The organism is Acinetobacter equi (assembly GCF_001307195.1).
Lineage (GTDB): Bacteria > Pseudomonadota > Gammaproteobacteria > Pseudomonadales > Moraxellaceae > Acinetobacter > Acinetobacter equi.
This window is the reverse complement of record NZ_CP012808.1, coordinates 1676488-1690084: the sequence shown is the minus strand read 5'-3', so window position 1 is coordinate 1690084 and position 13597 is coordinate 1676488. Positions and strand designations below refer to the sequence as shown.

General features: G+C 35.1%; 13 protein-coding genes. 8 read left to right on the top strand and 5 right to left on the bottom strand.

Going from position 1 to position 13597, the window contains the following annotated elements; translation table 11 throughout:
* Positions 1 to 9: 9 nt before the first annotated feature.
* On the bottom strand, positions 10 to 1380 hold the full coding sequence (locus tag AOY20_RS08030) for a DUF2169 family type VI secretion system accessory protein (RefSeq protein ID WP_054581372.1): 1371 nt from the start codon (positions 1378 to 1380) through the stop codon (positions 10 to 12).
* 17 nt (positions 1381 to 1397) lie between these two features.
* Positions 1398 to 3605: a type VI secretion system Vgr family protein gene (locus AOY20_RS08025; protein WP_054581371.1), complete on the bottom strand. Its 2208-nt coding sequence runs from the start codon at positions 3603 to 3605 to the stop codon at positions 1398 to 1400.
* A 439-nt stretch (positions 3606 to 4044) separates the two neighbouring features.
* Here AOY20_RS08025 and AOY20_RS08020 point away from each other — a divergent pair, with 439 nt between their 5' ends.
* From AOY20_RS08020 to trpC, 3 genes are read left to right on the top strand one after another with little or no spacing between them, the layout of a single operon-like run.
* A complete protein-coding gene (locus AOY20_RS08020) occupies positions 4045 to 4629 on the top strand; it encodes an anthranilate synthase component II (protein WP_054581370.1) in 585 nt (194 codons plus the stop codon).
* Between the two features lie 9 nt (positions 4630 to 4638).
* The gene (gene trpD / locus AOY20_RS08015; RefSeq protein WP_054581369.1) at positions 4639 to 5685 is read left to right on the top strand and encodes an anthranilate phosphoribosyltransferase; all 1047 of its coding nucleotides are present in this window, start codon (positions 4639 to 4641) and stop codon (positions 5683 to 5685) included.
* An 18-nt stretch (positions 5686 to 5703) separates the two neighbouring features.
* Entirely contained in the window at positions 5704 to 6510 is an 807-nt protein-coding gene (trpC, locus tag AOY20_RS08010; RefSeq protein WP_054581368.1) for an indole-3-glycerol phosphate synthase TrpC, read from the top strand.
* Between the two features lie 66 nt (positions 6511 to 6576).
* On the opposite strand, the gene AOY20_RS08005 is transcribed toward trpC, so the two are convergent.
* The gene (locus AOY20_RS08005) at positions 6577 to 7131 is read right to left on the bottom strand and encodes a hypothetical protein (protein ID WP_054581367.1); all 555 of its coding nucleotides are present in this window, start codon (positions 7129 to 7131) and stop codon (positions 6577 to 6579) included.
* 233 nt (positions 7132 to 7364) lie between these two features.
* Here AOY20_RS08005 and AOY20_RS08000 point away from each other — a divergent pair, with 233 nt between their 5' ends.
* The 3 genes from AOY20_RS08000 (at position 7365) to AOY20_RS07990 (ending at position 9166) form a co-directional block, all read left to right on the top strand.
* Positions 7365 to 8057, top strand: coding sequence for a Smr/MutS family protein (locus AOY20_RS08000; protein ID WP_054581366.1), 693 nt, complete (start codon positions 7365 to 7367; stop codon positions 8055 to 8057).
* A 96-nt stretch (positions 8058 to 8153) separates the two neighbouring features.
* Positions 8154 to 8702: a GTP cyclohydrolase I FolE gene (gene folE / locus AOY20_RS07995; protein WP_171250444.1), complete on the top strand. Its 549-nt coding sequence runs from the start codon at positions 8154 to 8156 to the stop codon at positions 8700 to 8702.
* Between the two features lie 107 nt (positions 8703 to 8809).
* Entirely contained in the window at positions 8810 to 9166 is a 357-nt protein-coding gene (locus AOY20_RS07990) for a cupin domain-containing protein (RefSeq protein WP_054581364.1), read from the top strand.
* Positions 9167 to 9235: 69 nt separating this feature from the next.
* On the opposite strand, the gene AOY20_RS07985 is transcribed toward AOY20_RS07990, so the two are convergent.
* Positions 9236 to 10030: a DUF817 family protein gene (locus AOY20_RS07985; protein ID WP_171250443.1), complete on the bottom strand. Its 795-nt coding sequence runs from the start codon at positions 10028 to 10030 to the stop codon at positions 9236 to 9238.
* Positions 10031 to 10042: 12 nt separating this feature from the next.
* Positions 10043 to 11113 carry a uroporphyrinogen decarboxylase gene (gene hemE, locus AOY20_RS07980; protein ID WP_054581362.1) on the bottom strand — a complete coding sequence of 357 codons (1071 nt, stop codon included), beginning with the start codon at positions 11111 to 11113 and terminating at the stop codon, positions 10043 to 10045.
* 205 nt (positions 11114 to 11318) lie between these two features.
* On the opposite strand from hemE, the gene AOY20_RS07975 reads away from it, so the two are divergent.
* Positions 11319 to 12542: a L,D-transpeptidase family protein gene (locus tag AOY20_RS07975; protein ID WP_054581361.1), complete on the top strand. Its 1224-nt coding sequence runs from the start codon at positions 11319 to 11321 to the stop codon at positions 12540 to 12542.
* 210 nt (positions 12543 to 12752) lie between these two features.
* A complete protein-coding gene (locus AOY20_RS07970) occupies positions 12753 to 13445 on the top strand; it encodes a pirin family protein (protein ID WP_054581360.1) in 693 nt (230 codons plus the stop codon).
* The last annotated feature ends 152 nt before the right edge of the window (positions 13446 to 13597 follow it).

Genomic DNA, 13597 nt, shown 5'->3' with positions numbered 1-13597 from the left:
TCTAAAAATCTATTCAGTTAGAGTATGTTCAAATTTGAACAACTCACCTTCTGCTTGATCACTAAAATGTGCTTCTACATATGCCAGTGGTGCTGTATCTGAACGAATCCATGCCTTATGCGTTAAGCTAATAGTCATAGCATCAGTATCAATGAGTAGCGTTTCCGTAATCATTGGAAATGGTACGGCTCCACCTTCTTGAAAATGCATCACAATAAAAGGACGATGCCCTAAAAAATCTACTTTCAAATAACCATTTTTGGCATGTTCAGGCGCTGTTAAATTCCATAGTTCTAAACGTGAACGTGGATAAAAAAAATCAATTTGCTGATCTTCAGGCGCACCATTCCAATAGGCATAATTCATATCTAAAGGTGGATAAGGATGCTGTTCATCTAGCCATTTCTGATCATAAGTCCCTGCATAAGCAATTCGTGGTACCCATGAACGCCCAACAAAACCAAATCCTGCAGGTTTATAAGGATATTTTTGTGCAAGTTTTGCTAAATCTTTAGCCGTCACTTCAGTTTTAATTTGAGCTTGTTTGACAATTGCTGGCTTAGGCTGACGCTGTAAATGATATTCAATTTGTGGTGCATGAATCGTTTTATAATGACTACAAACTTGCTGTTTTTTCCGAGCATTCAGCTTTTCACATTGTTCAAAATAATCTTGTGCCACCCATCCCATACCAAGAGGATTGCTGTAACACATATTGCTATAAAATGCGTCACTGTCTTGTTCATTTAACTTTAAGAAATGATGACCACCAAATGCATATTCCCAACGAATTGGTTGCTGTTTAAAGACAGTTATAGAACTTCTTTTCCAACCTGGCATCATAACGTTAGGTTTAAATACTGATTCGCCAAGAACACTTAGCGTTTTTTCTAATTGAACCTGATAGCTTGGTGGCTTCTGAGCTTTTAATGCAGCCTGATAATGTTCTTGTTCTTTTTTCCATTGCTGCATTTGTGTTTGTGTTAAAGGCATATTAGGATTAAGTGCTTGAGGTGCCTGTGGCTCTTTTAATTGCTCTTTTTTTTCTGGCACACTTAGCTTTAAGCGAACTGCAATTGCTTCCATTTCTTTGCCATTTGGACTATGAGCAGAACCATTTACAATCACATCACACTTTGGCTTATAGGGTGCTAAATCACTTTCAATTTTGACACTACTTTGTCCTACCTCTCCCCAGAATTCATCGGCTAAACATAATGGTATTGAACCATCTTGTATCAGTTCTAGTCCCCACTCATCTTGAGCTTTACGAATAATTTTATAACTGACTTTCATTACAACAATACGATGTTCATCACGATGTGCATCGGCTGCTGAATACATCAAAGCTGGAAATGGAGTTTTATTGATAAGTTCCATTGTTCACTAATCTCCTCTTAGTTAATTTCGACGTCTTTGCCGTCAATCTGTACTAAGCTGTCAGCTTCAATACGAATTTTCACACCAGATAAAACAATTGTTCCATCTGACTTCATTTGAAAACTAGAACTTCCTACTCGAACTTCAAAACTATCTGCCACATCAATATTGAAGCTTTTTCCAACATAAATACTTTTATTTAATCCCACTTGTTCAAACTGCGCTAAACCTACTGCTGTATTCATAGCTCCAACAACGGTTAAAGCATGTCCTGCACCTACAGTGACGGCATAACCTGCTCCTACATTTAACGCTTTTGCAATAGATACGGTTTCCATTTTATTTAAACCAACAGAAACGACTTGGTTTTGCTGTACCGTCACTTTTTCATTCGCAACAACTGTTTTTGTTCTATTTTGCTGAATGGTTATGGTTTCATTATTCCCCACAGTTTCTGTTCTATTTACACCAATATTAATTATTTCGTTATTACCAACAGTCTCTGTTCGATCTACACCAATATTAATCGTTTCATTTTTACCTACTGTTTCTGTCCGATCTACGCCAATACTGACAGTTTCATTACTACCCACAGTTTTAGAACGATCTACACCAACTGAATGTGATTCATTATTTTCTACTTCTATTCTTTGGTCTTTTTCTGCATGAATCCAAACTTCTTCTTCGCCTTTTTTATCTTCAAAGCGAATCGCATTGGCATTATCAGGAGTTGCCCCTTTACTCGAACGACTTAAAATACCTGATTGCGTAGCATTATCAGGTAAATCCCAAGGAGGTAAATTATCTTCGTTATAAACGCTTCCTGTTACCAATGGACGATCAGGATTCCCCTCTAAGAACTGAACAATCACTTCTTGCCCAATTCGAGGAATACTCACCATCCCAAAATTAGATCCTGCCCAAGCACTCGCAACACGAACCCATGCAGATGAAAGATCATCTTGTTTACCATACCTATCCCAATGGAACTGTACTTTAATACGTCCATATTTATCGGTATAAATTTCCTCGTCTGGAGGCCCTACAACAAGCGCTGTTTGCATACCATAAATACGTGTATCTAAACTATTTAAATATAGCTCTGGCTTCCAAGGTGTTTCTCGCATAATGCTTAAAAGTTCAGCCTCATAAGACGCCATACGATTTTTATTTTGCAAATAGTTATTGCCTGCTTTATGGTGCATACCAACAATAAGAAATTCTTGCTCACCACTATTATTTGCTTCAAATTCAGTTAACTTGAACCATTTACCTACTTCAGCATAGGCATTATTACAAATCATTTTATTGTAATCTGCGGCAGACTCTTGAGCTAATCTTTTCTGATCTAACTGATTCCGACCAATATCTTCATCTTTAAAACCGTAAGTACCAGCATAATTAAAACGCTCTAAATCAACTTTTTGTTCTGGTGTATTTTTAGCTTTAACATCAGTTTGAATGGCTATTGGACTTTTAAAGTCAAAAGAGGCTGAAGCAAATTTAGTAAACCCTATTTTAGATGCTTGCTGATACCCTAAAATACCCACTAAATTATTATGTGGATTTTGCCCCCGCCAAATCAATGCTTGCCCAGGACTGAAAATAGGTTGAGTATCTAAGCTTTGATCAGCAATACATAGGGTATGATCTACTTCGGTATGCTCATACCAATAGATCCAACCTCTACGCTCTAACATTCTGTGCAAATAGTTATAATCAGATTCATTGTATTGAACTGAAAAAGTTTCCTCTGGATCTTCTCCACGAATCATCCAATTTGTAGGTTTATAAAATAGTTCACTCAAAATTTCTTGAGTACGATCTTTCATATTAATATTCTGAAAAATCTTACAATTCTCTTTATATTTTAGAAAAGCTAACCAAGGCTTGAGTATCATTTCATATGTACTAAAGCTTCCATCATTACGAATTAGCCTAAAACTAAAAATAAACCCATTAAAATAACGCAAAGAACCATCATGACGTTTACATGCAACACTTGCCATTTTCCCAATAGCATCATCAAGTGGTAAATCGGGTAAATCAGAAATTATTTCTAGTTTAAATTCAAAATCTTGGTTGAATTTTTCTTGAGCATCAATATGATTTACCACCATATTAAATGCACATGGAACATCCGAATTTGGAAAAGACAAACTCAATACGCGATTTTCTTGTTTTAATACCGCAGTCAATTGACTTAATGTTTTTGAAAGTTGCATATGTGTTTTACATCACACTTAATTACATATTTGCAAATAAATTAGCATTAAGTTTGTCTAAATAATAGATCTTTTAGAATATTTCATAATTGAATCAAATTTTTATTATAAAAATCATTTAAATATCATCTAGGATCAAAAGCTATAATATTTTCATTCATAAAACTTTCTTATTTCAATAAAATTGAAGAAAATATAAAAGTTTTAATTACTACGTCTATAAAACCCTTACAAAAAATAGAAAACTTAACTTTTGCTTAAACAACAATATCAATGAAGCTATAACAAACACTAAAAAATCTGCTAAAGTAACCACTTAAATGAGCTACTTTTAAATGGAAATAAAAAAAGTTGCACTTTTAATTCGTGAGTAACACTGTAAATTATCAGCGAAAAAATCTCACTTATATGTAAATTAAATCAAAAGGTTAAGCTCAAAATGCTTTTAATGATCGACAACTATGACTCTTTTACCTACAACATCGTTCAATATTTTGGCGAGTTAAATCAAGAAGTAAAAGTGATTCGTAATGATGCCGTAACATTGGACGATATTGAGCGATGGCAACCGAAGTATTTAGTGATTGGTCCTGGTCCTTGTTCTCCATCTGAAGCAGGTATTTCTATTCCTGCAATTCAGCATTTTGGAGGAAAAATTCCACTACTAGGTGTTTGCTTAGGGCATCAAAGTATTGGACAAGCTTTTGGCGGAAATATTGTTCGTGCCAAAAAAGTGATGCATGGTCGTTTATCTGACATGTACCACAGCGACAAGGGCATTTTCAGTAATTTACCCTCTCCTTTTTCTGCAACACGCTATCATTCCTTAGTGATTGATCAAGCAACCTTGCCAGAATGTTTAGAGGTTACCTGCTGGACCAATGAAAATGATGGCTCAATGGAAGAAATCATGGGTGTTAAACATAAGACATTACCTATTGAAGGTGTGCAGTTCCATCCTGAATCAATTCTGAGCGAACATGGTCATCAAATCTTTAAAAACTTCTTAGAAATTTATGCATAAGTGGACAATATGAATATTCAACAAGCTTTAAGTCATATCACAAAAAATATTCACCTTACTCAAACACAAATGGAAGATGTAATGCGTGGCATTATGTCTGGCGAAGCAACAGATGCGCAAATTGGTGCACTGATGATGGGACTTCGTTTAAAAGGTGAAAGTATTGATGAAATGACTGCTGCTGCACGTGTCATGCGTGAGTTCGCAACAAAAATTGACGTCAGTGACCTTCCATACCTCGTTGATATTGTGGGTACTGGTGGCGATGGTCAAAACCTATTTAACGTTTCAACAGCTTCTGCCTTTGTCATTGCAGCAGCAGGTGCAAATATTGCAAAACATGGTGGTCGTGGTGTTTCAGGTAAATCAGGCTCTTCAGATTTACTTGAACAAGCAGGTATTAGTCTTGAACTTAATATGAAACAAACCGAACGTTGCATCCGTGATATTGGTGTAGGTTTCTTATTTGCACCAAACCATCATAAAGCAATGAAATATGCTGCTGGACCACGTAAAGAGCTTGGTTTCCGTTCAATATTTAATTTACTCGGTCCGCTTACGAATCCGGCTGGAGTAAAACGTTTTGTGATAGGCGTATTTTCAAATGAATTATGTCGTCCAATGGCTGAAGTTTTAAAACAATTGGGCGCAGAACATGTAATGGTTGTTCACTCTAAAGATGGTTTAGATGAAATCAGCTTAGCGTCTCCAACTTATGTGGCTGAATTAAAAGATGGTGAAGTCACTGAATGGATGATTACACCTGAAGATGTTGATATTGAATCACAAACATTAACAGGATTAACCATTGATAGCCCCGCAGAAAGTCTTGCTTTAATTAAAGCTGCATTGGCGAAGAAAAAATCTGAAATAGGTGATAAAGCTGCCAATATCATTGCGCTTAATGCAGGTGCAGGTATTTATGTTTCAGGTCTAACCAATAGCTATAAACAGGGTGTTGCTCTCGCACATGACATTATTTATGGTGGGCAAGCACTTGAAAAAATGGATGTGCTATCAGAATTCACTAAAACGCTTAAACAATACGAAGCTTAAGATTTAAGGAACATTGTCATGGTTGATATTGCAAATACGATCTTAGGTAAAATTGTTGATCGCAAAAAAGAAGAATTTACCGCACGTCTAAAACAGCATAGCTATAAAGATGTTGAAGAGCTTGCCCAAGCAGCTACTCCTGTTCGTGGTTTTGCCCAAGCATTATTAAGCAAACGTCCTGGTGTTATTGCTGAAATTAAAAAAGCATCTCCTTCTAAAGGTATTATTCGTGAAAACTTTAATCCTGCTGAAATTGCAGAACAATATGAATCTGCGGGTGCTGCATGTTTATCGGTCTTAACTGATATCGATTTTTTCCAAGGTAATGATGAAAACATTGCAATTGCTCGCTCCCACTGTTCATTGCCTGCATTACGTAAAGATTTTTTAATCGATCCTTATGGCGTTATTGAAGCACGTGCTTTACATGCAGATTGTATTCTTCTCATTGTTGCGTGTTTATCCGATCAACAACTCGAAGAAATGTCTAAAACTGCATTTGAGCAAAATTTAGATGTTTTAGTCGAAGTTCATGATGAAGATGAACTAGAACGTGCACTTCAACTTTCAGATCGTTGCTTATTAGGTGTAAATAACCGTAATTTAAAAACATTTGATGTTAATCTACATACATCACTTCGTTTGAAAAAATTATTAGATCCTTCTCGTCTATTAGTAACTGAAAGTGGTATTGCAACGCCTGCCGATGTAGCAATGATGCAAGAACATGATATTCATGCATTCTTAGTGGGAGAAAGTTTTATGAAACAACCTCGCCCTGATCATGCTTTTAATGAATTATTTGGCATGCCAAAAGCTATTTAATTAACGCTAATAAAAAAAGCCCAATTCAAAGAATTGGGCTTTTTTTATCAAGATTCATAAAAGCTATTAAATTTTGCTTTGATCAATTTCAACATCCAAATAATTTTTTTCATTTTTCTTAATAATTTTTTCACAAAGTGCATATGCTTTTTGCGTATGCTGCACAATTAAATCTTGATGATATTTCTTTTTTTGATCCATAGGCTGATTTAAATGTTGATGTAAAACTTCCTCACAAAAGAAAAACTCAAATGCAAGTTGATTTAAATCTTCATCATAAATCTGACTATGTACAAAAATATGCAATTCTTTAGAAAATACTGGAATTAAATCTAAATATAAACTGTCTAAGGTATGCATTATATTTTCAATATTATTTTCATGATTTTCTATGTGATTTAAAAAATCAAAACTATAACGTCGAATACGATACAAACTAGGAAATAAAATCACAAAATATTTTTGTTTTTGTATTTCCATTGCTTGTTGCATATTCTTTCTTTGTAAATAATTAAGATATAAAGGAATACTAATTGCAACAAAAATTGCAAAAACAGATCCAATTGCCTGAACCCAAGCTGCTAATTCCTGATTAAAAATTAAATCGGACTGTGTAAGCACATCCTTTCCCCTGTATATACTTAAATATATTTTGAATAAAATTAATAATTGGCACTATTTTAAAGATAAAAATCTCATAAAAATGACTTTAAATCTATTTTTTAATGTTTTAAGTATTAAAAATTTAATTTGAAAATAATTTCAAAACTCTGTGAATTCAATTCATTTCAAATCATTTGCATTTCAGACTATAATTACTCACAAATTCTTTGAGCTCGATGTTCCTTTAACTTATGAGTAAGCATGATTCTTCTCTTTCTAAAGATCAATTCAATTTATTGAAAGCCTTTAAAAAGCAAATCACTCATCCTCATTCTTCTGCAATTGCAAAACAGACTGAAGTCAATACTCAAGCTGTCGATGCACCTAAAGAAGAAGATGATTTCGATTTATTTCGCAAACAAATGCAAGGTGTGCAAAAAATGGCGCATGGCAATACTGCGAAATTAGAAAAATCTATCAAGAAAAAACCCGATGCTCAAACTTTAGCAAAACGTGCTGCTGCAATGGGTCCTATGGAAGCAGATCATGCTGAGTTATCAGATACACATGCCATGCTAAACCCTGTTGAAAGCCAAGTTGCATTAAGTTATCGTATTGCAACTTTACAGCATAAAGTCTTTGAAGATTTAAAAGCGGGTAATTTACGCTGGTTCGAAGCAGTAGATTTACATGGTTGTACCATTGAAGATGCTCGTACTGCCGTTTTACAAATCATTCAAATTGCCAAAGATGAAAACCAAAATGTGATTAAAATTGTACATGGCAAAGGCCCTGAAGCAATTTTAAAAACTTATGTGAATAGCTGGTTACGTCAACATCGCGATGTTTTAGCATTTGTCAGTGCTCCTGAAAAACAAGGCGGTACTGGAGCTGTTCTCGTTCTTTTGAAACGCGCTGAAAAAAATCCAAAATTTAAACAGTAATCCAAATTTTATTCAAAAGGAGGCATTATGGTAGTTTTCTGCTACAATGCCGTCCTTGTTCAATCTCTCAAGTGTAAGTGAACACGTCTTATGTCTATGCAGCAATCCTACGCAAATATCCTAACTGCCGTTGGCGAAGATCTGAATCGTCCTGGTCTTAAAGATACGCCTATGCGTGCTGCTAAAGCTTTTTCATATTTGACTTCAGGATATAACCAGTCATTAGCAGAAGTCACCAACAATGCGGTTTTCCCTTCTGACAACCGTGAAATGGTTTTAGTTAAAAATATTGAATTCTACTCTTTATGCGAACATCATTTATTGCCATTTTATGGTCGTGTTCATATTGCATATCTACCAGAAGGCAATGTTTTAGGCTTATCTAAATTTGCTCGTATTACAGAAATGTTTGCACGTCGTTTGCAAATTCAAGAAAATTTGACACAGCAAATTGCTGAAGCTGTTGCTGAAGTTACAGGTGCTCGTGGCGTTGCCGTTGTCATTGATTCAGCACATATGTGTATGATGATGCGCGGTGTAGGAAAACAAGAATCCACGACACGTACAGTCTCTTTCATTGGTGATTTCAAAACCAATAAAGAAGAACGTCGTGAATTTTTAAGTGCCGTACCAGAAAGTTACTAATATTTGAAAAGCCTCAATAAATATTGAGGCTTTTTTTTAACTCAATTTTTAAGCCAATCATTTTAATTTCATTTCTCAACTTCTATTGATCATGAGGATTAAACATAATGCCATCAATTTTTTTAGCTGGGCACGGTTTAACTGAAAATAATATCTCTGTTGATTTTCCTCGCCCAGATCGCCTTGTTCAAGGAAATCCGAAAAGATTAACGACCGAACTGTACGAACATCCTCATATGAACTGTGGAATTTGGGAATGTGAAGTAGGTGCTTGGAATATTGAGTTTGCATCAAATAAACAAGAATTTTTTCAAATCATTGAAGGAATTGTTCGTTTACACGATATGACTGGGCAATTTATTGAAGTCCGTGCAGGTGATGCTGGTGTTATTCCACCATCATTTAAAGGTACTTTTGAAGTAATTGAACACGTTAAAAAATACTATGTCATTGTTGAAAGTTAGAAAAATACCCCCCCGAAACATTCGGGGGTTTATATCATCTCTTTTATAAATGAAGAAAAATATATAAAGTTAATTCAGCTTCCACAAACCATTCGGTTTACGCTGTCCTAAAATTCTAAGAACTAAAACCAAACTAAGTAAAAGCAATAAATACCAAGAACCTAGCTTACCCCAGCCTACCATATGCCATGCATCCACCTGACTTGGGTATAACCAAATTTTATAGAAAGTACTAATATTTTCTGCAATCCAAATAATACAAGCGAGAATAAAAAGTACAGGTAACATTGGTACTTTAAATTGGCGTTGTTGAATCACAAAACCTACTTTTGTTTTCCAAAAAATCACAACACTCCATATAAATAAAAAGTTGCGAATATCTGGAATAAAAAATTTCGTCATAAAATTGGCATAAGACAAAATTGCCAAAGCCATCATATTGCTAAAGCTAGGTAAATATTGAAAATGCACATGATATAAACGTAAAGATCGTGCAAAAAAACTACCTACTGCCGAGTACATAAACCCTGCAAATAATGGAACAGTACAAATTTTAAATACGGCAGGTTGTGGATATTGCCATGAAGCAATAGCAGGATGTGTAAGGAATATTTCCATCACCATTGCCATGATATGAAATAAAGCAATGACTTTCGCTTCTGCCCAAGACTCCATTTTGCTATAGAGCAAACATGCTTGAATAATTAATGCATAAAACAATAAATAATCATATCGGAAAAAACCGTAATAACGATGTTCCCCCATATCTGATGTGACAACAAAAGCAATCAATAGCAATATCCCAAATAAGGCAGCCGAAGCTGCCTTAAAAGAGAATTCACCTAAAGATTTTAGGAAAAATATCACTGAACTATCCTATAAATATTTCGCACTGTATTCATGTACAGTATCAATAAATGCCTTCGGATTGGCAGGATCGACCCATTGCGTAATGCCATGTCCTAAATTCGCTACATAACCCGTTTTTTCACCATTTGCATAAGCATCATCTAACATTGCTTTCGTTGCTTTGGCAATATTTTCAGGTGAAGCATATAAAGTTGCAGGATCTAAATTACCTTGAAGTGCAGCACGTCCATTAACAGTTTGACGAGCAACATTTAATGGCGTTGTCCAATCTAAACCAAAAGCATCAGCACCTGTTGCAATCATTGGCTCTAACCATTGACCACCACCTTTGGTAAATAAAATGACTGGAACTTTACGTCCATCTTTTTCACGCTGTAAACCTGCAACAATTTTTTGCATGTATTTTAATGAAAACTCAAGATATTCACGGTGTGCTAATGCCCCACCCCAACTATCAAAAATTTGTACAGCTTGTGCACCAGCATCAATTTGAGCATTTAAATAATCAATCACTGCATCAGCTAGACGGTCTAAAAGTGCATGTAATACTTCTGGCTGTGCATACATCATTTGTTTAGTAAAACGGAAATCTTTACTCGATCCACCTTCAACCATATATGTTGCTAAAGTCCAAGGGCTACCAGAGAAACCAATAAGAGGAACTTGTCCACCCAATGCAGAACGAATGGTAGAAACAGCATTCATTACATAGTCTAAATCTGACTTAGCATTAAATTTTGGTAAATTCGCAACATCTTGTTCAGTACGAACTGTTTTATGGAATTTAGGGCCTTCACCAACTTCAAAATACAAACCTAAACCTAAAGCATCAGGTACAGTTAAAATATCTGAAAATAAAATTGCAGCATCTAAATCATAACGGCGCAAAGGCTGTAATGTAACTTCACAAGCAAATTCTGTATTTTTGCAGAGTGATAAAAAATCACCTGCTTTAGCACGAGTTTCTCTATATTCAGGTAAATAACGTCCTGCTTGTCTCATCATCCATACTGGTGTTGTATCTACAGGTTCTCGCAATAAAGCACGTAGAAAACGATCATTCTTTAAAGCTGTCATTTACTTTCCTATCTAAATTTTAATCTTGGCCACATCATAACAAAAAGGTTCTGATTTGAATAACTCAGCATCATGTTAAAATTCGATACAGATAAATGATAAAACTGATATTTAAACAAAAGAATTACTGCAACAGATTTTCTTTTCTGTAATACTTATAGCGATTTATCACAATGTTAATGAATAATTCTTAAGGTTGAATTACATGTTCGTTCGCACATTGCTCGCAATGAGTTTAAGTTGCATTTTTGCTGGTACTGCATTTGCTACCACTCATTCAGGACAAACAATTACAGATATTGCTGTAGAAGATCCTATTAATCCTTTAGCGGTTAGTACACAAAAAGCTGCATCTGAAGTACAAGTGCCAGCCAAAGCTGCATCTGAAGCTCAGATTACAGAACAAGAACAACAAGATCTTAACCAAGCGTCTGCAACCTTGAATAATCTTCAAACTAAAGAAGATAAGACTGCAGATATCGGAAGCGCTCCAACTGTTCAAGTTGAGACACCTGCATCTAAAGGAACATGGACCCTTGATGGCTTAAATAAAGTCACTTGGTATGAAAATATAGGCAAAGGTCAGTTCCCTGTTTATGCACGTGCACACGTTATGCTAAACAATGCTCATGCTTCACCTGGTGCAATTGATGGTACAAGTGGTAAAAATACACTTAAAGCGATTTCATCATTCCAACAAATGAATGGTCTTGAGCCAACAGGTGTTTTAACCAAAGAAACTTGGGATGCACTTGTAGCAAAACAAGGAAATAAACCTGCATTTATTGAATACACGATTACAGCAGCGGACTTAAAGGGTCCATATGCAAAATCAATTCCACATGATTACGCAGAACAAGCAAAAATGCCTGGCTTATACTACACTCGCGTGTCTGAGATGCTAGGTGAAAAATTCCATATGGATGAAGATTTCTTAAAGAAATTAAATCCAAATGCCAACTTCAATAAAGTCGGGCAAAAAATTATTGTGACGAACATTCGCAATGAATTACCTGAAGATATTCATTTAATTGTTGCTCATAAAGGTGCTAAACAACTTTATTTGTTTAACAGCAAAAATCAAATGATAGGTTCATTTCCTGCGACGATTGGTAGTTCAGCAACACCATCACCAACAGGTACATACAAAATTACAGGCGTAGCACCAAATCCTTGGTATAGCTATTCTCCAAGTAACTTTGTTCAAGGTAAAAACTTAAAACCACTTTCATTACCACCTGGTCCTAATGGTCCTGTAGGTAATATTTGGATTGGTTTAAGTAAGAAATCTTTCGGTATTCATGGAACACCAAATCCATCATCTATTTCAAAAACTGCTTCACATGGTTGCATTCGCTTGACCAACTGGGATGCAAATGACTTAGGTAAAAAAGTAAAATCTGGTGTTACTGTTAAATTTTTAGAATAATTTTATAGCATATAAAAAGGTGCCATATTTGGCACCTTTTTATTTTAAAACCGAATACTTCACCATAAATAGAAAAATTATAAGCAGGCAATTTACTTAAAAATACAATCGTTCTACAAATAGAACACAGCTTTAGTTATTCACAATATATTCTAATAAATAAATCAAATACAATGCTCTTAACTTAAAAATAATCATAGGCATACGCACATGAATACATTAATTCATCATAGTGAAAACCGTGGTCACGTTAAAATAGGATGGCTAGAGTCCAAGCACAGTTTTTCATTTGGCAACTGGTATAACCCTAAATATATGGGTGTAAGTGCATTGCGTGTTATTAATGATGACTTAATTAATGGTCATAATGGATTTGGCACACATCCACATGACAATATGGAAATTTTAACCTGCGTTTTGAAGGGTGCTATTTCACATAAAGATAGCATGGGAAATGCTGGAAAAATTTCTGCTGGTGAATGGCAGCTAATGAGTGCTGGCACAGGTGTACAACACAGTGAAATCAATGAGGGGGATGAAACTGTTCACCTATTACAAATTTGGATTATTCCAAATATTAGAAATGCTGAACCGACCTATCAACAAATCCAGCGTAATCCTCAAGATCAACCAAATGAATGGCACTTAATTGCGGGACCTGAAGCAGATGCACCAATGCATATTCGCCAGCAAACTGAAGTTAAAACTGCTGTTTTAAATGAAGATAAACAACTTGATGTTCAATCAAAATATGGTGTGAATTATATTCATATTATAGAAGGTGAAGTTGAGTTCAATGGTCAAATTGGTCGTGCAGGTGATGCATTAATTAGTACCGATAACGGTCCATTAAAAGCATTAAAAAATAGTCAATTTATTTGGTTTGACCTACCAGTACAGTAATTTAAAAATACCAAAAGCCGCTATTCATAGTGGCTTTTTTTATATGACTACATCCTATTATCTTAAAAAAAGTAGCACTTTATCCTGAATAATAATCTAATTTATCTCATTTATGATTAAAATATGGCATTTTATGCATCACGTACACGGAT